Source organism: Leeuwenhoekiella blandensis MED217 (assembly GCF_000152985.1).
Classification (GTDB): Bacteria; Bacteroidota; Bacteroidia; order Flavobacteriales; family Flavobacteriaceae; genus Leeuwenhoekiella; species Leeuwenhoekiella blandensis.
Map to the genome: position 1 here is coordinate 3017722 of NZ_CH672395.1, position 20316 is coordinate 3038037.

The following is a 20316-nucleotide window of genomic DNA, read 5'->3' on the forward strand; positions in this document are numbered from 1 at the left end:
AGCATTAATTACACAAGTTATACCGTGCGCAGAGCCATGTTTCTATCTCGCGTCTGGACAACGTTTTCAAGTTTGGATTTTGAAGTTGGCTGAGTAGTTCTTCTTTTTTTAAGATGTAGGCTTCTTTAGTGATCAACGTAAACGTATAAAACTGCAGGTTGTTTAAATTGGGAAATGCCTCATCGGTCACGCTCCATTGATAGGTGCTTCCTTCACTAAAAAAGGGATGCGAGTAAAGCATAAGCATGCTCCCGTCTGCAGCCATCTTGAGATATTCTTCAGTTTCGGTATTTTTTATAAAGATAAACATAGGCGAAGTAGCCGCTACGGTATCCCATTCAAGGTGCAACGTGGTCCCGGCGATATAGGTGCTATCGTCCGGGAAGCGCATAAGCATATTTCCTCTAAACACGCCTCCGATCTGTACTTTGGCTTTTGTGGCTCCCACCAGTTCAGACCAAATAAATTTGAAATAATTTACCGAAAGATTTCCCGGATAGTTTTGAGTTTTACGCTTGAGCAGCATAGGTTGGGTATACACCCCGGGATCTGCGGCTTTAAATAATTCGCCTGCTTTATTAATAGCAATGATCGAAGCTCCCGGTTGCAGTTCTACACGCGTATCCTTGAGCAGGAGTGCGCCCTTTTGTAATCGCGTTTTCTGGGTAGGTTTTCCTTGCAGCATTACGCCATCAGCCTTATACACGTAAAGGCTGTCTTGCGCATGCACTGCTACGGCAAGCAAACAAATTAATCCAACAAATAGCTTTTCCATGGATACTTCTTCCGGATAAATTCCTGTAAATAAATATAAAAATCAATACACTCTAATCCCAAGATAACCAAGAAAATAACGGGTAATACATTAAGATAGATTTGCCAACTCAACAAGTGCAACACCAGATAAAGCAACACAATAGGCACAAGCAGCTGTAAGACCTTGACGCTGATGTCAAATATAAAATTGCTCTTTTTGTGTATATACATACCCAAAAGAATGCTTCCAAAGGCCATTAAAAAGGCCAGCGTTAAGGTGAACATTTTAGGAAGCGCCGTAAAGGTTTTTCCTGACTTTAAGTTTTGCAAAATAGTCGCGTGTATAAAAACCCCAAAAGTATCTGGAGTGGCACGCCCGGTAAAGGCAGCATTCAACGGAGTAAAATGTTTGTCTTCAATATCAAAAGGATTACCCGTAGGCGTACCGGCATACCCCAGAAGCACCACCGCATCGGTAAGAACATCTAGCCGCTCCCGGCTTAGAAGTTCGTCTACAGAAAGCGTCAAAAAAGCCTCAGAACCTCCCGTATAACGAATAGGCACCGGCGTAGCATAATTTGTTTTCAAGGTTTCTGTACTGATATATCCTGCAGCCACAGCGAGCGCTCCTGCCAAAGAAGGAATCTCGCGTTCTTGATACTCCAGCACTCCGTTAAAATCACGTACTACAGAGGAACTCCCGTCCAGGTTAAAATTAATGAAGCCCTGCTGCTCGGTTGGAGTTTGAAAATAAGGAGCTGAAGTGATAAGCGTATCCTGATCAAAATATACCGCCTTCACCAAATTAGGCACCTGCTGAAGTGCAACTTGTAAAGCCTCATCTTCAAAGACAGTTTTACGCTCTTTAAAAAGAAGGTCAAGACCTACGACTTTGGGCTGATAGGCACTTATTTTTTGTAACGCCTGAGCAAGCATATAGCGATCGGCCTGTTCTACATTGATGACAATAATATCTGCTGCCGCTTCCTTTTTGTAAAAGCCTTCGGCATAGTAAATATCGGTAAATTCAAAATCCTCAAAAGCCTTCTCAAAAGGATCTAAGATCGAAAGATTCAGTATAAAAAAATAAAGCAACCCGCTCACGATACAGGTAAAAACGGTGCAGAAAAAAGCATCTGCAATCAGTAAAAAAGGAAATTTCTTATTCGCCACTATTCCTTTCCTATAATTTTTTGAATGGTGCTTGAGCCATTTTTGATAATGGCGTTTTTGTTGTCTGAAAGTATACTGGGCAGTTGGTTTATGTATTTGCTTTTACCACCTTCATACTCCTGCAACTGCACATTAACCTGAACCACTCCATATTTAGAAAAGTCGGCATCCTCTGCCAGATAAGGAATATCATAATACCAAGGGGAAAGAATAGGTGTTTTGATCTGATTTTGCGTACCGTATTTCAACTCCTGTAAATCATATTCCTGCTCGATCAACACCGCGTGCATAGGCGTATTGTCTTTATTACGCCAATGTCCTTCTATAGAAACCGATAAACGCGCGTTGAGGTTTTCATCGGTATATACTTTGGTTCTTGAAAACAAAATACGCAGTTCATTAAAACTCAATCGGGAAACCCCGGGATTTTCAGGATCGCTTAAGATCTCGATGACTGCTTCAAAATTCAGAAGGTCCTCTTTTTCATCCTGAAGGCGTATCACGTCATTCATAGTAAAAGCACTTGTTGCGCCCCGCGATTTTGGCATATCCTGAATATCGTTTTCAATATAGCCTTTCAAACGCTGCTCATCTGTTGCCTGTTGAGGCGCCGCATATTTCTTTATATGAATTTCATTATAGGTTTTCTCTACCTCACCAAGATCTGTATTGTAATAATCATTAACCGAAAGACTCTGGGAATAGGTACTGGTTAAAGATTTTGCTGTTTTGTCGGCCAAATAATCTGCTCCAAAAAACAAGCCTTGCAGCGCAACTTCTACGAGTCCGCCACGTGTGGCCGGCTTTCGCAACTCCACCACAAATTCTTCTTGAGCTTTGATCGCCGCGCGCTTATGCACACTGCAAGAGGTTATTACGATAATGAAACCAAACAGTAGGGTAGTTTTTTTCATAGTGCTAGAGCTGTTGCTAATAAAGTGTTAAAATACATAATTTAATGTATTTTAAAAAAAGAAGGGAAGTCGTTAAAAAATCAATACATTTAAAGATAGAAGTCAACTATCTTATGAAATTTTTAAAAGCCACAGGACTCTTACTCCTCATTATTTTATTTACTGCCTGCAACACTAAAAACACTGAAGAAAACGAATGGATCACCCTCTTTAATGGTACCAACCTCAACGGGTGGACGCCCAAGTTTTACCATCACGAAGTGGGCGAGAATTATGCCGATACCTTTAGGGTTGAAGACAGCAGTATCGTGGTAGCCTATGATAACTACGATACCTTTGATGAAACCTACGGCCATTTGTTTTACGACGAAGCTTTTGCCTCTTTTCATTTAAAATTCAAATATAGATTTACCGATGAATGGATGGAAGATGCCCCGAGTTACACCTACCGCAACAGCGGTGTGATGTTTCATTCGCAAGCCCCGGAAACCATTTTAAAAGAGCAGGACTGGCCGCTATCTGTAGAATACCAAATGCTGGCGGAAGCCGAACCCGGTAAGCCAAGACCTACAGGGAATATGTGTTCGCCCGGTACCGATGTATACTACAACGGAAAAAAATCAAACGAGCATTGTATCAATTCGTCTTCCCCCACCTTCCCCTGGAATGTCTGGGTAGAAGCCGACCTGATCGTTTATCAGGACTCTTTAGTCATTCATAAAGTAAACGGAAAAGAAGTGCTTAGGTATACCGATACACAACTAGGCGGCGATGTAGCCAATGGCTATAATCCCAAACTTAAAGTAGACGGTAAGGCCTTAAAAAGTGGATACATCGGGTTACAGGCCGAAGGACAAGGTGTGATCTTTAAAGACCTGAAGCTTAAAAAATTATAACATAACCTTCTTCAGGTTAGTTAGTAATGAAGCCTTGGTCGCTGCCCGTAAACTACCTCAGGGCAAGCCTACAAGGGATTGTTTGGAAACGAATGTTCTATTTCGAGTCAAGCCTGCCTGCCGACTAAGGCAGGCCTCTGATTATTAAACCCTTTGGTGGAACCAAAAAAAAAGCTCCCGTTGCCGGGAGCTTTTCGTTTTTCATCTAACTAATGAACTCAAAATTAGTTGAGTATTGCACGAAGCGCTTTTGCAGCTTCTGCAGGATCTTCAGCACCGTAGATCGCTCCACCTGCAACCGCTACTACAGCTCCAGAATCTTTTACAGCTTTGATGTTGTCAAGGTTTACTCCTCCTGCGATAGAAACCGGTACTCCGGCACGTTTTGCCTCGTCGATCAATACTTGAATCGAGTAGCCTTCTTCTGCCTGCTCGTCAAGACCTGCGTGTAGTTCCACAAATTCTACACCCAATTCGATCACTTCCTGTGCACGTTTTACACGATCTGCAACACCAATCGTATCAACCACCACACCTTTACCGTGTGCTTTAGCCGCTTTTACCGCTCCTGCGATCGTGCTGTTTCCGGTAGATCCTAAGATGGTGATGTAATCAGCTCCGGCAGAAAAAGCCATATCTGCTTCCAACTCGCCGGCATCTGCAGTTTTAAAATCTGCAAAAACTTTTTTGTCAGGAAATGCATTCTTGATCGCTGTAATTGCAGCCAATCCTTCACTTTTGATAAGTGGAGTTCCTAACTCGATGATGTCTACATAAGGAGCCACTTTAGTTGCCAGTGCAAGGGCATCTTCGGTCTTTAATAAATCAATTGCTACTTGTAACTTAGCCATAGTATCTTGTTTTTAGTATATTAATAGTTATTCTTGTTCTTATTCTAAATTTGCGTGTCGCTGCCAAAGTTGGTCGGCAGTCTTTCCGCCTTTATTCCAAAGCAGCTGTACCAGTGCGTCTCCATAGATCAACAGGGCCTGCTCAAATAAACTGCCGGCATATTGCTGTGAAACATCGGCCTCCTGTTTATTTTTTTGTGCTGCCGGAAGCACGACCACAGCATCTGCCAGGTCGGCTAAAAGCGATTCCATATTGGTGGTAAAGCAAAGCACTGCAGCACCTTCTCGTTTTGCTGTTTTTGCGGCATTAACGATACTGGTGGTACTCCCACTTCCCGAACCTGCAAGCAACACATCGCCTTTGGTAATCGCCGGTGCGGTGGTCTCTCCCACGATATGCACATTAAAACCTAAATGCATCAAACGCATTCCAAGCGCTTGCATCATAAATCCGCTGCGGCCCATTCCCATCAAAAAAATACGCTGCGCACGTTCTAAAGGAGCGATAAGTCCCGCGAGTTGCTCAAAAGCAACGCCTTGTCGCAGGTGCTCGTGTTCTCTGTAAATCAGCGCGGTTGCATCTGCTAATGCAGCCTCGCTGCTCATCGTTTCAGGGGTTTGCATAATTGCGTGTTTTAATTAGGAAACAAAAGTACTGTGAAGTTCGACGGACTTGGTACACAATCCGGCAGATGTGTTGTACAATTTGCGCACCCGTTAAAAATTACGTGTGTAATGTGCTACTTTTGTGGTACATTTTAGAAATCAGCAGGTTTTCACCACAGTACCTGTTGTTTGTAAATCCCCTATAAAAGTGCTACTATGCTTAGTGATAAAGTATTATACATACGCGATCTTGCCGATTGTCCTCCTTCTTACCTGGATGACCCGGGAAGACGTGAATTTTTTGAGATCGTATGGCTAAAAAATGAGGAAGCCTTACACACCCCGCAACACGATTTTCAAACCTTAAAAGGACATTGGATCTATCTTATCCCTCCATATCGGGTGCACCAATTGAATAAAGCCGGAAAACAAGGCGTCCTGATCTCTTTTAAACAGGAATTGCTCGAAGATGACCTTAAGGAATTTTTACTGGATGTATTCCGAATCTTTAACCTTCAGGGAGAGTTCTCGTGCTTACAAGTGAGTGAAGCACATGCGGAAAGCCTTTCGGCAGTGTATCAATTGATGTATGCCGAGTATGATCAGGATTCGGTAAATCTTATTATGCTGAAGGCCTTGCTGAAAGTCTTACTGCTGAAGCTTATCGAACTGAAAGAACAGCATTTTACCCTTCAAGACCTTAATGAAAAACGCGTGTACGAATTTATGATGTTGCTCGAAAAAAATTACCTCGAGGAACGTGCCGCCTCCTTTTATGCCGGAAAGATGGGATTGAGCGCCAAGCGTCTTAATCAGATCTTAAAAGAAAAACTGGATAAAACTGTGGTACAACTCATTCACGACCGACTTATTCTTGAAGCGAAGCGGCAGATGATTCACAGCGAACATACCATTAAAGAAATAGGCTATAATTTACAGTTTAAAGACCGAAGTTATTTCAGCAGGTTTTTTAAAACCCATACCGGTCAAACCGCACAGGAGTTTCAAAATCAGGCACGGCGTTATGTGCTTAAGCATGACAATACGCTCTATGCAGACTAAAACGAAATATCCCACTGCAGCCGGAAACGCAGCTCGTTTTCGAGAGTATTGTCGGCATTTTCATAATCAAAGCTAGACACCTCTGCCGTGAGCTTATTGCGATGCCCGTTAAAGAACCAATTAAAGGCCAGTGAAACCTCATCGAGTGTGATGGGTTGGTCTATATCCGGGTTAAAATTGGCATAGCGTGCTGCGACCTCCAATTGTTTTGGCCACCAGGATATTGCCTGATGTGCAAAATAACCCGCCTGGGCATAATACCCACGCAACTGCGTGCGCCCGCCATTCAGCTTATCTAGGATCTCTTTGTGATGCACCTCAGACTGCCAGCTGAAGCCTTTATAGACAAAAGCGGTTTCTATGTTGCCTTGATTGATGCGGTACTGCCCCGGCTCCTGTTGTTCAAAATCGGTTAAAAAACCACCTCCTGAAGAAGAAAATCGTGTAAACGGACTGCGATTGGTTACCGCAGAAAAAGCGATCAAGGCTTCAGGTTTTTGATGAATTACCAGATCGCTGGTTCCTCCAAAGCCTAAGACGTCTCCAAGTAGATTCCATTGCAGGCGCCCAAAATACATCAGGTTTTTGTCGTCATTGTCTGTGGCTGCTCTCCCCGCTCCGGTAAGCACGGCCGCCCAATAGGAAACATCAGCTGCTCCCCGACCTTCCAACCTTCCGTAGAGTTCGACCCCTTGTTGGCGATCTACGGTAAAACTTCGGTTAAGAATAGAACGATCTACCAGTTGCTGGGCTCCACTGCTTATACGGCGTTCTCGGGTGTATTCGATCTTCCACTGTCCTATCTTGATGTTAAGCCATTTCCAACGCTCGATCATCACTCTAAAATCGAGCAAATTGCCACGCCCCAACTCGTACTCCCAATAGTACTTCAGCCAAGGTTTATAGGCGTGTCCACCTACTTTGAGGCGCGCCCGATTGATCTTGAATACCGAGTTTTCACCGTCATTAAAATCGTTAAAGGTCACCGGATCGTTATCACTCGGAGTCGCAAACCGAAACTGTAACCTGCTTTGAATATGTAAACTGAAGGCATTATCGGGTGCTGTAAAATAAATACCTTTTCCCCCATAATTGATATCCCATTTGGAAATCGAATCCTTCTGAAATTCCTGAGCGTGGGCAGCAGTCCCAAAAAAGAGAAGCGTAAGTCCAAAACAAACTAAGAAGCGTGTAAAACGCGTGCGCATAACCATAAACCTTAGGCACGCAAAAGTAAAATTATCCTTTCACTTAACGGCTTAGAAACCTTAAAGAAACTTTAGCTTAACACAACACGCAGTGCTTTCAAGGCTAGGCAGATTCGGGTTTGAAGATCTTTTTTCCTCCCATAATAATTAAAAACACCACAAAACCAACGACCAAGCCCAGGAGCAGGTCGGCCAACATCCCCGGCCACGAGTGAAATAAGTCGTGTACCACGTGTAAGTTATGTCTAAAGATTCCGCCGGAAACTAACAGCAAAGCGATGGTCCCAATGATAGAAAGCCCTTTGATCACTTTAGGTAGTGCATTTACCAGAAAGATTCCCACTTTATCAGAAAAGCTATCGTCTTCCTCATTCAGGTTGATGAGTTTCGCGCCAAATTCATCCATACGCACAATGAGTGCGACAATACCGTAAACTCCCACTGTAGCGACCAAAGCGATGATCGAAACCACAATGATCTGATTCACGAGCTCCTCACCCGTTACCGCACCTAAAGCAATGATGATGATCTCTACTGAAAGAATAAAATCGGTTAAAATCGCCGACTTGACTTTTTCTTTTTCGTAAGCCACTAGTTCTTCTTCGCTTCGGTTTTGTAAGGCAGGCTTTTCTTCCTCGTGTGTGTGCGGCACAAAATACTCGTAGATCTTCTCAGCACCTTCATAGGCGAGATACAAGCCACCGATGATCAAAATAACGGTGATGGCTATGGGGACAAAAGCACTCAGTAAAAAGGCGATGGGTAAAATAATGACCTTATTGAGTAATGAACCTTTGGTGATTTTCCACAGCACCGGGATTTCCCGGTCAGACATAAAGCCGGAAGCTTTCTCTGCATTTACAGCGAGGTCGTCACCGAGAAGACCTGCGGTTTTCTTTCCGGCAACTTTTGCCATTACCGAAACATCGTCCATCAAAGTTGCAATATCATCAAGGAGTGCAAAAAATCCTGAAGCCATAGTGTAGTATAGGTTAGTTGTTTGCAGCAAGATAAGTTGCTGCATTTTAAAAACACATTAAAAATTTTATAATTTCTTTCAGACGTATACGTTTATGAGATGTACCTACGTTTTAGACGCGTCATCGTTGCTTGCGGATTAAAACTTTACCATTCTGTTAAACCTTTTGCCTTTAAGTATTTCCTACTTTTAAAGGCCGTAATCTGAGGTGGAAGCTTCAGCTATGCGCGTAGTTAACCCCGAATTATGAAACATCTTGAATATTATGTGATCTGCGGTGCCCTGCTATTTTCTGTAGGCTTGTCGTATGCATTTTATAAAAAATCGATTGCTGAAGAACGTCAGATTCTCGAAGAAGCAACCTACAATCTTGTAAACACCTGGGAACTTCCTGAACTGCTCAACGAAGTAAGTGGGATCGCCTGGGTTAATGACAGTACGATCGCCTGCATACAAGATGAGGAAGGTGCTATTTATCATTTCAATTTAAATACAGGTGAGATCTCTTACGATACTGTTTTTTCTGAAAACGCAGATTATGAAGCTTTGGCACTTGATCAGGAAAACGCTTATGTGATGCGCAGCGACGGCCGCATTTTTGAAGTTTTGGATTATGTGGGCGATAATCAAACGGTACAACATTTTGACACTGCTTTTGATGAAGACAATAATATGGAATCGCTCACGCTAGATCCCAAATACCGAGAGCTGATCACTGTGGCCAAAGATGAGGGCCTTGAGGAAAAAGATTTAAAAGGGCTCTACCGCATCGATATAGGAACCCGAAAGCAGGAAGAGCAGCCGTTTATGACCATCAATATGAAAGACAAAGCCTTTGAGGCTTTTCAAAAAAAAGATGCTGAGAAGACGTTCAGTCCGTCTGACCTTGCGATTCATCCTAAAACAGGGGATTATTATATCGTAGACGGAAAGAAACCTAAACTGCTTATTTTGAGCGCTACGGGTAAAGTAAAGGCCGTACACGAACTCAACCCTTTTCATTTTGCGCAACCCGAAAGCATCACGTTTAGTCCGCAAGGCACCTTGTATATTGCCAACGAAGCTGCTACCGGAGTCGCAACCTTACACGAGGTTACTTTAGAAGAACCAAAAGCAAACTCAAATTAACCTGATCTTACGTACATTACAATTCAGCGCAAATTACTTCCAGGCATTTTATGCTCTTGCAGTGCCCGAAAACTACCATAAGGCAAGCCTCGGAGTATTAAACCCTTTTGGCGACGCCCATAAAAAAGCCGCAACTTTGAATACGTTGCGGCTTAGTTTTTAAGCGATGATCGAGATCTGGCTCGTTTAATTGGTTTTGAATTACAGTGCGTAGGTTCCGGCAATATCAAAACGGATAGCGATCGCGTCTTTAATAGTGATGAGACCAAAAAGCTTTTTAGGAAGTTCGAGCTCAAAATCGGTGATATTGAGGTTTAATATTCCTTTGAGATGCTGTTGTTCTTCTTTACACCAGGTTACCGGAATGGTATACGTATTTTGCTGTCCTGCAATATTTATGGTTATGGTGGCTTGCTGTCCTGCTTCGGTAAGCTCAACTTGCTTAAAATTCAAGATGATATGCGGATAGTCGTCAGCCTTAAGCATTTTGCGAAAGTCTTTATTGATCGCCTTTCCGCCGCAGTCAAATCCGTCAATATCCAGTTTGAGCTCAGCATCCTTGAGCAAGATCACCTGTTCTTTTTTATAAAACTTCAGCGTATGTTCTGCCTGAAAATATTCAGGTTCGTAGGTACAGGAAAAACCGGTTACATTGGTTTTCCCGGAAACCTCAAGGCTGCTGTTTTGCATACCACTGATCTGCAGGCTGCGGTAGTGCGTTTGCCCAAGTATTACAGAGGCATTAAGTACTAAAAAAAGAGTCATTAAAACCTTCATCGCCAAAAATTTTATAGTGCCGGTAGCTTAAAGCTACCGGCACTGTTTTAAGAATTACAAATTAGAAACTAATTGCAGCTTCAAGCATAAAGCCGTCAAACTGCCCTTCGCTATGAATATCGGTCACGGGATAGTCGTTGTAATTTTGAACCACATATTCAGCTTTCATCAAGATGTTTTTGGTCATAAACCATCCTGCTGCCAGTTGAAAACGGTCTGCAGAAACATCGGTGCCTCCCATTAACGTACCGCTCACGTAGTTGTAACGACCGCCTAAGTAGATTTTTTCTTTAGGTCCAAATCTGTAGATCAACTCTCCAGAGTATTGGTCCCAGCTACGGCTTTCGCTTTCTGCAGCTGCTTTACCACTTGCGTGCTCATAAATCCCGAAGAATTCTAAGCCTTTATACTTGAAGAATGGGTTGATCATAACTGAAGTAAGTTCGTTACGTAAATTAGGATTGATACGTCCTGCTCTAAAGCCATCTCCATTACCGTCTACGTCGATCATCACATTGTAATAACGTGATCCTGAACGGTCACCGCTGTAGAGGTAAGCGCTTCCGGTTTGATTGGTGTGATACATAGAACCGGTTAAACGCAATCTGAAATCTTCATTCAACTGACTGTCATAACCTAATTTTGCGATGAATGATGGGCTTGTAGTCTCTGGATTGGTTACCGCCTGATTCAACTTACCATTAGTTAAGCTCAACATTCCTAACCAGCCTTTGTTGAAGTAGTACACTTCTGCTCCTACTTCGGTAGTGAAACTATCCATTAGATAATTCCCCACAAACGGATTGTAAAGTGCCATTGCATTATCGGTACGTCTAAAGTGTGCGTCACCATAGTTGTTTTCCATATGACCGATTTTGATACGCAGGTGGTTCATCAAATCTTCCATAAAGCCTTCCTGAATAAAGTCTAGCTTATCGATCTGGAAATACCCTCCTTTTACATAGGTTTCGGTATGATGCTGAGAAGACAAATAAGTTCTCAAGTGCATACGCACCCCATCATAAAGTACTACATCAAGATCCAGGTTTGCCGTTGCAAGGTTAAAATTGCTACCTATATCCTGTAAAACGGGAGTTGAAGGATCATTAGAGTTCTCGTGATCTAAGGCCTGAAACTGTAAGGTTGAAGCACCTCCCAAACGTACTTGTAGTCCGTTAAAGGTAGTTGCTGTATCCTTAGGAGCCTCAAAGTCTGAAACGCCACGTTGATCAGGTAAACGATAGTTGTCTAAGTCACGCTGACTTTGCGCGTGCATGCTCATCCCAAAAAGAGCAAAAAGAAGGATTGCGAAATATGTTATTTTAGTTTTCATAACTGACAGGTATTATAGGGTTTGATTAATAAAGGTTGTTTCAAAATTTATTTTTACAGTATCTCCGGTAGTAATGGTACCAAAGAGTGCTGTAGGAGGTTCAATGTTATATGCAGTCATTTGCAAATCGTGAGAGCCTGTTAGGCTTACACTTTCTTTTTCAACTTGCATTTGAAAAGGTATGGTCACCGTTTGGGTGGTTCCTGCAATGCTTAAACTTCCTGAGGTTTTCACCGTATAGGTTGAAGCTGAAATCTGTTGCACATCCAATACTTTTTTTAAGGTATAGGTTAGGTATTGGTGCTCATCGGTATCCAGCGCCTTGAAGGTATTTTTGTCCATTGCACGTTTACCGCTCTTAAGACTTTCTGCTTCAATTTTAAGGCTGAGCTTTTTAAATGTGATCGATTCACCGTTTTGCTCCACCTCAAGAGTGCCGCGTAAGGCTTCGACATCGATCTCCCAATCGTGTAGATTAGAAGTGCCCTCTACCTTCATAGTAGATTGCGAATTATCTAGTGTAAATGTTTGTGCTAATCCTTGCTGAAGGCTAAATCCTAAGAAGAACAAGCCAAATAAAATGCTGTACGTGGTATAGGTTTTCATAGTTGTTGTTTTTAATTATACAGCAAAGGTCAACAAGGAAGCTGGCGAGAAATATGATAAAAGTCAGCTTTGAGAAATGCGTTCAAAAAAAATGCAACTACAAGGTTTGAGGAGTGAAAAAAAGTGAAGAATAAAATACCTCAGGGAATGTCTAAGGATATAAAAACCTCTGAAAGTGCCCATAAAAAAAGCCCTGATCGAAACACGATCAGGGCTTTTGATTTTTAAGTATGCTGAAAAGTTTATTCGGCGTTACCGTACATATTAGATTCGCCACCATCTATCGCGATGGTTTGACCACTAACATATCCATTGGCTTTGCTTAACAAAAAGCCAACTACACTGGCTACATCTTTAGGATCACCTAATGCACGCGTTGGGTTGTTGCTCGCATATTGTGCTTCGGCAGCTTTAGGATCCTCAGGATTCACTTGCTTGAAGGCTTCGGCTACCATTGGCGTAAGAATCGCACCGGGAGCAATAGCATTGGTTAAAATTCCATCTTTACCATATTCTAAGGCGGCGTTCTTAGTCATTCCGCTTACGGCGTGTTTACTGGCCACATAAGGCATTTGATTGAGTACCCCGCGAATACCTCCTACAGAAGCCACATTTACGATACGACCAAATTTTTGCTTTTGCATTACCGGGATTACATAACGCAAACCATAGTAAACTCCCATAAGGTTAATATCGATCACTTTTTTAAAAATGTCTAGATCGTAATCTACAATAGAAGCTTGTTTCCCTTCGATTCCCGCGTTGTTGTAGAGTCCGTCTATACGACCAAACTTCTCTACAGTCTTATCGACGTAGTTCTTCACTTGCTCCTCGCTCGACACATCGGCTTTAACCGATAAAAGCGCGACCTCAGGATTGATCTCTTTGAGTTTCTGTTCAGCGTCTTTTAAGGCGTTTTCATTATAATCAACCAGTACGAGTTTTGCACCTTCTTTAGCAAGCAACTCGGCAGTTGCTAATCCCAGTCCCATTGCGGCACCGGTTATGATAATCACTTGATCTTTCATTGTGTTTGGATTTTATAGTTGTATGTACAACAAAGTTAACCCGCACTAAAAAATCAATACGTTAAAGACATCATAAGGTTTTGATGACTATAAGCCTGTTGACATTAAGAAATCGTTACCGGAAGCATGATAAGGGTTTCTACTTTACCTGCTTCATCTTTGACGTAATCTAATTTCAATTTATAGTTTACCGGGCGCTCTTCGGCATAATACATTCCCGTCTGTGCATCAAAACCGCCATAATCGGTATAAGCCAAACTCACAATACGGTCTGTATCTACAGCGTCTAGCTGTTGTAGTTCTGTTTCGCTCAATCTATAGCGTTTGAGAATTTGATTCAAACTGCGAGAAAAATGATTTTTTGGTGAAGTTTTCATAGCTTTCGTTTTTCTCAAAATTATTATGGATAATACAGATAAAATGTTAGTAAAATCTTATTTCACAATATATTAAGACCAAAGCGCTTATCGCCTACTGCTACTACCTTGACTCAGTGAGCCGAATTGGATTTCTGCTCAACTATTTTAAAGACCAAAAACCTTGACAAGCACAGCTCTAAACTCTTCATTATTAATATTAACTATATCCCTTGAAGAATATAGGCCTTTTGTATTATACACGATAATTATGACGAGTTTTACTGACGGAATCTCTTAAGACTTATTTAAAACAGTGTTATAGAGGGTTAAAAAAGAAAAGGCATTAACATATTTGGCATAATTTGAGCCTTACTAATTTGAACTACCTCTATGAACAAGAAATACGCGTCTTTACGCCTTTCGCTTTATTCGTTTTTCGCACTTGGTTTATGGGCTTTAGTTTCCTCAGGAATTTATGCACAGGAAACAGATGCAGCCATCGAACAAACCTTTTATTTTACCGGAAACACAGGAGATGCTCCCAACGCTTCTACCACAGGGGTTCTGGAAGCCATAAATACGATGTCTCAACAGGATGCCAATGCCACTTTTGTCGCTATCGGAAACATCACAAAAAAAGGCTACCCGCCTAAAAAGAAAGACCGCAAAGCAGTAGAAGCCTTTCTGCAGCAGGAAATCATGCAACCGCTGGAAGCTTTTAATGGTAACGTGATCTTGATGCCCGGAAAAAATGAATGGAATAAAAACGGACACGAGAATCTGGACGACCTTGAGTCTTTTATTCAAGATAATAGCAAGATTGAATTTTGGCCAAATGATGGTTGCCCCAGAGAGATCGAGAATCTCAGTATGGAGAATGTAGAGTTGTTGATGATCGATTCCCAATGGTTTCTTGAAGACTGGGATGATCATTTATACCTCAACAATAAATGCGAACTCAAAACACGCGATGATTTCTTTGCAAAGTTTAAAGATGACCTCAAAGATGAACAGAACAAAACGGTCATTGTTGCGGTACATCATTCAGTACTTACGCTTTCTCAACAGAATTTTATAGAAAAAATAGGTGGCCTTAGCGTTGAAGATTACTATAGCACCCTGCGTCAAAACTATGCAGGAACGTTGGAAACTTTGGCAAGTCAGTTTCCTGATGTGATCTTTGTTTCGGCCAGTGACCGCAACTTACAATATGTTTTTGACGACGGAATCCCACAAATCATCAGTGGTGCTGCCGCTTCAAAATTAGATGGAGTGCGCAAAGCCGATGACGGTCAGTTTACCGCAAAATCTCACGGTTTTGCTAAACTTACGGTTTATACAGACCGAAGCTCTAAAGTGGAGTTCTTTCAAACCGGAAAAGGCGCGCCTCAAAAACTTTTTGAAAAACAAATACGTCGCCAGCAACCTCGGCCCGAGGACATTCCTGCACCAGACATTAGCGGGATGAGCGATACCTATAAGGCTTCGATCTATACTAAAGAAGAAACCGACAAAAGCGGCTTTTACCGTTTTCTGTGGGGAGAACATTACCGCGATGTATTCAGTAAAGAAATTGAAGCACCCGTGCTTGACTTGTCTGAACTTCCGGGTAATGTACACGCGATTTCTGAAGGCGGAGGAAATCAATCCCGCTCGCTCCGATTGATCGATGATGACGAACACGAATATACCGCTCGTGAACTGCGTAAAAGTGCTGTGCGCTTTATTCAGTCTAAAATCACAGATCACTATGTGCGTGATTTTATGCAAAACACCATTGCCGAAGATATCGTCCAAGATTTTTATACTACAGCGCAACCTTATGCGCCCTTTGCACTCAATCCTATTTTTGACACCTTGGATATTTATAATGCCGAGCCTAAAATCTACTATATGCCCAAGCAAAAACAACTGGGTATCTTTAATGAAGATTATGGAGATAAACTGTATATGCTTGAAGCACACGCCGGCGATGAAAATAAATCTTTTGAACGCTTTGGAAATGCAGACGATATCATAAGTACCAAAGATCTATTGGCCGAAGTACGCGACTCGAAAAAACATCAGGTTGACGAAGCCAACTTTTTAAAAGTGCGCTTGATGGATTTTGCCGTCGGCGACTATGATAGACATTATGACCAATGGCGCTGGTCTGCTTACGAGCAGGACAACGGAAATACGCTGTACAAAACCATTCGGCGAGATCGGGATCAGGCCTTTCCTAAATACGACGGACTCATACTTGGATTGTTGAAAGTAGCGATGATCGATTTCCGCTCTATGGAACGCTATGATGAGGATGTTGATAATGTAAAATGGTTGAGCCGTTATGCTTATCCACTCGATCAGGCTTTTTTAAAGAGTTTGACCTGGGAAGACTGGCAAGAACAAGTTCGCTTCATACAAGAAAAGCTTACCGATGAAACCATCGAAACTGCTTTTGCTACGTTGCCTAAAGCTGCACAAGACGAAAGCACCGAAAAGATCATAAAGAATTTCAAGATCCGTCGGGACAATTTGATGCCCATTGCGCGTCGCTATTATGAGTATTTGATGCGTCACCAGATTCTTTTAGGAACCGGTGATAAAGACGATTTTGTAATCACCCGACTTCCTAACGGAAAAACCCGCGTGGCGCTCACCACCGAAGACGATCGTACTTTTGAGCGCACCTACGATAAAGAGGAGACCAAAGAACTCTGGATTTATGGTCTTGATGATGAAGATACTTTTACAGTAACGGGTGAAGGCGATCAATACATTCCTATTAAAATATTGGGAGGAGAAAATAACGACGTGTACGATTTTCAAAATACACGTGCCGTAAAAGCCTATGACTACAAAAGCAAGAAAAATACATTTGTAAATCCGGGAACTCGCAAATGGCTGGTAGACAGTTATGACATCAATACCTATAATGACGAAAACAGAAAACTGGATGCCTTCTCTACTCTTCCTGCGGTAGGTTACGATCAGGACACCGGATTTTCTGCAGGCTTAAGCGGAACCTATACTACCTATGGTCTGGCAAACAATCCGTTTGCGACACAACAAACCTTGACCGCCAAATATTTTGCAGCGACACACGGGGTGGAGTTGAAATACTCAGGAGAATTTGCAAATGCTTTTTATAAATGGAATTTTGGCCTCGATGCCCGCTACACCACGCCTAATTATGCGATCAATTATTTTGGTACCGGTAATGAAACAACCTACGATGATGATCTTGTAGATCGTGATTTTAACCGGGTACGTATCAGTCAGTGGAGTGTTAACCCGTCATTGATCTACAGAGAAGATCGTATGTCTATACGTTTTGGTCCTACATTTGAGTCGCTTAATGTCTCGTATTCCGGAGATGGTGTTACAGGCGATACTGAAATTTTCCTGCCTGGCGATGATGTGTTCAACACCCAGTATTATGCCGGTGCAGAAGCCGCGTTTCAGTATAAAAACAAAAGCGGAGCGATCGCCTTTATTCGAAGAGGATTTCAGTTTGATCTGGTAGCAGGTTATAAAAGTAATATCGATGAGTATGATAATGAGTTTGCTTATGTAAACCCTACGCTTTCTATAGACTATCCACTGCACCCTAGCGGTATGGCTGTTCTAGCGACCAAAGTGGGTGCAGAAATGAACTTTGGAGATACTTACGAATTTTATCATGCTGCGACTTTGGGCGGAAATAACAGCCTGCGCGGTTTTAGAAATGAACGTTTTAACGGTAAGACTTCCTTTTACCAAAGCACCGATTTGCGTGTAGGTATTGCCGAATTGACCACCAATTTCATTCCGTTGCGATTGGGCGTTTCAGCAGGATTTGACTACGGGCGCATTTGGACTCCGGGAGGAGATTCTGAACAATGGCATAACAGTTACGGGGGTTCGGTGTTCCTAAATGGGTTTAAAGCACTCACTGCCAATCTGGGCTACTACCGCAGTAAAGAAAGTAACCGCGTATTGTTTACGCTAGGATTCAAATTCTAGAAAACACACACTAATCAACCAAACTTTAAAAAGCCACGCCCTAAAAGCGTGGTTTTTTTATGGGTAAAAAATGCATCGCTAACTTGTGCTGAAGCAATTCGCTTTCAGAGTATCGGAATTTTTCCGTTAATACGGATTTTTTCCTTTTACAACTTCTGGAGATTTACGTACTTTGCAGTTATGAAAGAGGCCAAGTTTGCGATCATTGATGTTGAAACGACCGGTGGCGGGATCAAGGGGAATAAAATAACCGAAATCTGCATCATCGTACTTCAAGAAGGCAAAGAAATCAACCGGTTTGCATCACTGGTAAATCCCGGGCGGGAAATTCCGCTTTACATAGAAAAGCTTACCGGCATCAACGACCGCATGGTCGAAGATGCACCGTACTTTGATGAACTTGCCCCGCAAATTGATGCACTCACCCAAGATTGCATTTTTGTGGCGCACAATGTAGGTTTTGACTACAATGTGGTACGTGCAGAATTTAAAGAAGCTGGTCTCGATTTTAACCGAAAACGCCTCTGCACGGTGCGACTGGCCAAGAAACTCATTCCGGGATTGTTCTCATACAGTTTAGGAAATCTATGCACCTCGATCAACATTCCACATTACGATCGTCACCGCGCTACAGGAGATACCGAAGCTACGGTTATTTTGTTTCAGCGCTGTCTGGATCTTGATCCTGAGTATGAAGTCATTCAAGGATTCTTAAATCGAAAATCTAAAGAATCCTATTTTCCGCCGCACTTTAAAGCTTCAGATTTTGAAGAACTTCCGCATAAAGCCGGCGTATATTTCTTTAAAGATAAAAACGGAAAACCGCTTTATATTGGTAAGGCGATCGATATTCAAAAACGCGTGCTTTCGCATTTCAGAGAAAAAAGCAACCGCAAATATGAGCTGCTTCAGAACACACACAGCATCGATTATGAGTTAACAGGAAGCGAATTGCTGGCCTTATTGCGGGAAGCCGAACTTATTCTAAAATATTACCCCAAATACAACAAAGCACAAAAGAACCCTTCAAAACCCTACAAGCTCACCTCCTATCATAATAAATACGGGATCGAGCAGTTTGCCTTGCACAAAAACAAAATCGCCCCGGTTAGCTGGATGCAGTTTTATACGCGAGAAGAAGCGATACAGTTTATGGAGGAAGTATGTGAAAAATTTGAATTGTGTCCTAAATATTGTGCGTTGCAACAAGGTGTTGACACCTGCAATCATTACAAGATACACACCTGCAGCGGTGCCTGTAGCGGCGAAATTGCTGTTACTGAATATAATGCCCGGGTGAGCAAAGCGCTAGATTATATTCACACCTATGAGCAGTCGTGCTTGCTTGTGGAGCAAGGGCGTAATCCTGGAGAAAAGTCTTTTATTTATTTAAAGCAAGGCCGTTTTTCAGGCTATGGTTTTGTGGACGAAAATTCAGATTTTAACCATAACGAAGATTTTGAGCATTATTTAATTCCGCAGAAAAGTTCGGCGTATGCAGATCGCATCATAAGACGCTATCTCGCTACCGAAAAGAATATTGTACGCTTACCGCTCACCACTACCGAAAATTCAACCCAAGATATTTTTGCTTCTTGGCTTAGTTAGCAGGTTCATTCGGCATTTCGCGATTTGCAAATCTGGAAGCGATGGCGCTTATGATCATAATTTGGGATGCGTGAAAAAGCATCAAGGGCAATAAAACCAGACCGAGGCCGGGCATTCCTCCAAATATTATTTTTGAGAATACGGTACCGTGTACCAGAGATTTTTTGGTTCCGCAGAATTGCGCGGTAATCCGATCTTCTATGGAAAAGCCAAGCGCGGTAGCGATGCGTCCGGTTAACATATAAACCAGAACAAACAAGAAAAGCACTCCAACAACTAAAATCGCTAAATCAAAAAGCGATACTCCGCTAAAAACACCATCGGTGAAGGAAGTCGCAAAACTTTTATAAATGATGAGCAGGATAATGCTTTTATCAAAAAGCGTAAGTTTTTTAGTATGTTTCTGGATAAATCCTCCCCAAAACCGCTGCAACAACAAGCCCAAGATCACCGGTGCTAGAATTTGCAACACCAGCTTCATATAAATTTCAGTAAAGTCAAAATCGGTTTGCATATCGTCTATAAACAAACCCATCCACAAAGGCGTAATGACAATACCTATGATTCCTGAAATACTTGCGTTAAAGATCGCTGCCGGTATGTTTCCTTTTGCAATAGAAACCATAACTACAGAAGAACTTACTGTAGAAGGCAGCGCGGCAAGAAAAAAGAAAGACAACCATAACAGCTCGTGCTCTGCATTTTGTACTAATGGACGAAACAAGAGCACCACCAGCGGAAAAACAAGAAAGGTACACGCCTGTACCAGCAAGTGTAATTTGTAATTCCCTAAACCTGCTTTCAGTTTTTGCGGACTTAATTTGAGTCCGTATAAAAAGAAGATCAATGCGATTCCTACGGCGCTAATCGTATCTAGTGGAATCGGGCTTGTGGCGATTCCCCACTGAGGGAAAAAATAGGCAACAACAATAGCTACCAGGATCGCAAGCACAAATTTATCAAGCTTTATATTCATTGCGGCAAAGGTAATGCAGTTCTAAGGCGCCACAATACCCTGATTGTACCTTTATGCAGGAACTTCTTT

18 protein-coding genes are annotated in these 20316 nt (G+C 42.2%); 5 read left to right on the forward strand and 13 right to left on the reverse strand.

From position 1 onward, the window contains the following. Nucleotides 1-4: 4 nt before the first annotated feature. Genes MED217_RS12915 through MED217_RS12925 form a run of 3 tightly spaced genes read right to left on the reverse strand, consistent with a single transcriptional unit; the run spans nt 5 to nt 2843 of the window. Nucleotides 5-775 (reverse strand): hypothetical protein, encoded by a 771-nt coding sequence (locus MED217_RS12915; RefSeq protein WP_009780977.1) that lies wholly within the window; start codon nt 773-775, stop codon nt 5-7. Next, the gene (locus tag MED217_RS12920; RefSeq protein ID WP_009780978.1) at nt 751-1929 is read right to left on the reverse strand and encodes a CHASE2 domain-containing protein; all 1179 of its coding nucleotides are present in this window, start codon (nt 1927-1929) and stop codon (nt 751-753) included. The genes MED217_RS12915 and MED217_RS12920 overlap by 25 nt, the downstream gene beginning before the upstream one ends. Then, nucleotides 1929-2843, reverse strand: coding sequence for a hypothetical protein (locus MED217_RS12925; protein WP_009780979.1), 915 nt, complete (start codon nt 2841-2843; stop codon nt 1929-1931). The genes MED217_RS12920 and MED217_RS12925 overlap by 1 nt, the downstream gene beginning before the upstream one ends. Before the next feature lie 113 nt (nt 2844-2956). On the opposite strand from MED217_RS12925, the gene MED217_RS12930 reads away from it, so the two are divergent. Next, nucleotides 2957-3739: a 3-keto-disaccharide hydrolase gene (locus tag MED217_RS12930; RefSeq protein WP_009780980.1), complete on the forward strand. Its 783-nt coding sequence runs from the start codon at nt 2957-2959 to the stop codon at nt 3737-3739. A gap of 224 nt (nt 3740-3963) precedes the next feature. Here the strand turns inward: MED217_RS12930 and hxlA are convergent, their stop codons facing one another. Next, nucleotides 3964-4590 carry a 3-hexulose-6-phosphate synthase gene (gene hxlA, locus MED217_RS12935; protein ID WP_009780981.1) on the reverse strand — a complete coding sequence of 209 codons (627 nt, stop codon included), beginning with the start codon at nt 4588-4590 and terminating at the stop codon, nt 3964-3966. 39 nt (nt 4591-4629) lie between these two features. Further along, nucleotides 4630-5214, reverse strand: a complete 585-nt coding sequence (gene hxlB / locus MED217_RS12940; protein WP_009780982.1) for a 6-phospho-3-hexuloisomerase — start codon at nt 5212-5214, stop codon at nt 4630-4632. A 198-nt stretch (nt 5215-5412) separates the two neighbouring features. Between hxlB and MED217_RS12945 the strand changes: the two genes are divergently transcribed. Next, a complete protein-coding gene (locus MED217_RS12945; protein WP_009780983.1) occupies nt 5413-6258 on the forward strand; it encodes a helix-turn-helix domain-containing protein in 846 nt (281 codons plus the stop codon). On the opposite strand, the gene MED217_RS12950 is transcribed toward MED217_RS12945, so the two are convergent. Together MED217_RS12950 and MED217_RS12955 are read right to left on the reverse strand one after the other, a co-directional pair. After that, nucleotides 6255-7466, reverse strand: coding sequence for an OprO/OprP family phosphate-selective porin (locus MED217_RS12950; RefSeq protein WP_230199271.1), 1212 nt, complete (start codon nt 7464-7466; stop codon nt 6255-6257). The two genes, MED217_RS12945 and MED217_RS12950, sit on opposite strands and share 4 nt — an antisense overlap. A gap of 103 nt (nt 7467-7569) precedes the next feature. Then, the gene (locus MED217_RS12955) at nt 7570-8445 is read right to left on the reverse strand and encodes a DUF808 domain-containing protein (protein WP_040533586.1); all 876 of its coding nucleotides are present in this window, start codon (nt 8443-8445) and stop codon (nt 7570-7572) included. Between the two features lie 246 nt (nt 8446-8691). On the opposite strand from MED217_RS12955, the gene MED217_RS12960 reads away from it, so the two are divergent. Next, entirely contained in the window at nt 8692-9573 is an 882-nt protein-coding gene (locus tag MED217_RS12960) for an SdiA-regulated domain-containing protein (protein ID WP_009780986.1), read from the forward strand. 201 nt (nt 9574-9774) lie between these two features. On the opposite strand, the gene MED217_RS12965 is transcribed toward MED217_RS12960, so the two are convergent. The 5 genes from MED217_RS12965 to MED217_RS12985 all read right to left on the reverse strand — a co-directional run bounded on the left by MED217_RS12965 (nt 9775) and on the right by MED217_RS12985 (nt 13694). Beyond that, entirely contained in the window at nt 9775-10350 is a 576-nt protein-coding gene (locus tag MED217_RS12965) for a YceI family protein (protein WP_009780987.1), read from the reverse strand. Nucleotides 10351-10411: 61 nt separating this feature from the next. Beyond that, nucleotides 10412-11683, reverse strand: a complete 1272-nt coding sequence (locus tag MED217_RS12970; protein ID WP_009780988.1) for a hypothetical protein — start codon at nt 11681-11683, stop codon at nt 10412-10414. 12 nt (nt 11684-11695) lie between these two features. Beyond that, entirely contained in the window at nt 11696-12289 is a 594-nt protein-coding gene (locus MED217_RS12975) for a YceI family protein (RefSeq protein WP_009780989.1), read from the reverse strand. Between the two features lie 242 nt (nt 12290-12531). Then, nucleotides 12532-13317, reverse strand: a complete 786-nt coding sequence (locus tag MED217_RS12980; RefSeq protein ID WP_009780990.1) for an SDR family oxidoreductase — start codon at nt 13315-13317, stop codon at nt 12532-12534. Between the two features lie 104 nt (nt 13318-13421). Further along, the gene (locus tag MED217_RS12985) at nt 13422-13694 is read right to left on the reverse strand and encodes a hypothetical protein (RefSeq protein ID WP_009780991.1); all 273 of its coding nucleotides are present in this window, start codon (nt 13692-13694) and stop codon (nt 13422-13424) included. Nucleotides 13695-14066: 372 nt separating this feature from the next. Between MED217_RS12985 and MED217_RS12990 the strand changes: the two genes are divergently transcribed. Both MED217_RS12990 and MED217_RS12995 read left to right on the forward strand, forming a co-directional pair. Then, nucleotides 14067-17663, forward strand: a complete 3597-nt coding sequence (locus MED217_RS12990) for a BamA/TamA family outer membrane protein (protein WP_009780992.1) — start codon at nt 14067-14069, stop codon at nt 17661-17663. Nucleotides 17664-17843: 180 nt separating this feature from the next. Further along, nucleotides 17844-19271 carry an exonuclease domain-containing protein gene (locus MED217_RS12995; protein ID WP_154648943.1) on the forward strand — a complete coding sequence of 476 codons (1428 nt, stop codon included), beginning with the start codon at nt 17844-17846 and terminating at the stop codon, nt 19269-19271. Here the strand turns inward: MED217_RS12995 and MED217_RS13000 are convergent. Beyond that, nucleotides 19264-20247, reverse strand: coding sequence for a bile acid:sodium symporter family protein (locus tag MED217_RS13000; RefSeq protein WP_009780994.1), 984 nt, complete (start codon nt 20245-20247; stop codon nt 19264-19266). The two genes, MED217_RS12995 and MED217_RS13000, sit on opposite strands and share 8 nt — an antisense overlap. Between the last annotated feature and the right edge of the window lie 69 nt (nt 20248-20316).

Excerpts from the sequence above, each read along its gene's own strand:
- MED217_RS12915 (WP_009780977.1), bottom strand. The coding sequence starts at position 775 with ATGGAAAAGCTATTTGTTGGATTAATTTGTTTGCTTGCCGTAGCAGTG.
- MED217_RS12925 (WP_009780979.1), bottom strand. The coding sequence starts at position 2,843 with ATGAAAAAAACTACCCTACTGTTTGGTTTCATTATCGTAATAACCTCT.
- MED217_RS12930 (WP_009780980.1), top strand. The coding sequence starts at position 2,957 with ATGAAATTTTTAAAAGCCACAGGACTCTTACTCCTCATTATTTTATTT.
- hxlA (WP_009780981.1), bottom strand. The coding sequence starts at position 4,590 with ATGGCTAAGTTACAAGTAGCAATTGATTTATTAAAGACCGAAGATGCC.
- hxlB (WP_009780982.1), bottom strand. The coding sequence starts at position 5,214 with ATGCAAACCCCTGAAACGATGAGCAGCGAGGCTGCATTAGCAGATGCA.
- MED217_RS12945 (WP_009780983.1), top strand. The coding sequence starts at position 5,413 with ATGCTTAGTGATAAAGTATTATACATACGCGATCTTGCCGATTGTCCT.
- MED217_RS12950 (WP_230199271.1), bottom strand. The coding sequence starts at position 7,466 with ATGCGCACGCGTTTTACACGCTTCTTAGTTTGTTTTGGACTTACGCTT.
- MED217_RS12955 (WP_040533586.1), bottom strand. The coding sequence starts at position 8,445 with ATGGCTTCAGGATTTTTTGCACTCCTTGATGATATTGCAACTTTGATG.
- MED217_RS12960 (WP_009780986.1), top strand. The coding sequence starts at position 8,692 with ATGAAACATCTTGAATATTATGTGATCTGCGGTGCCCTGCTATTTTCT.
- MED217_RS12965 (WP_009780987.1), bottom strand. The coding sequence starts at position 10,350 with ATGAAGGTTTTAATGACTCTTTTTTTAGTACTTAATGCCTCTGTAATA.
- MED217_RS12970 (WP_009780988.1), bottom strand. The coding sequence starts at position 11,683 with ATGAAAACTAAAATAACATATTTCGCAATCCTTCTTTTTGCTCTTTTT.
- MED217_RS12975 (WP_009780989.1), bottom strand. The coding sequence starts at position 12,289 with ATGAAAACCTATACCACGTACAGCATTTTATTTGGCTTGTTCTTCTTA.
- MED217_RS12980 (WP_009780990.1), bottom strand. The coding sequence starts at position 13,317 with ATGAAAGATCAAGTGATTATCATAACCGGTGCCGCAATGGGACTGGGA.
- MED217_RS12985 (WP_009780991.1), bottom strand. The coding sequence starts at position 13,694 with ATGAAAACTTCACCAAAAAATCATTTTTCTCGCAGTTTGAATCAAATT.
- MED217_RS12990 (WP_009780992.1), top strand. The coding sequence starts at position 14,067 with ATGAACAAGAAATACGCGTCTTTACGCCTTTCGCTTTATTCGTTTTTC.
- MED217_RS12995 (WP_154648943.1), top strand. The coding sequence starts at position 17,844 with ATGAAAGAGGCCAAGTTTGCGATCATTGATGTTGAAACGACCGGTGGC.
- MED217_RS13000 (WP_009780994.1), bottom strand. The coding sequence starts at position 20,247 with ATGAATATAAAGCTTGATAAATTTGTGCTTGCGATCCTGGTAGCTATT.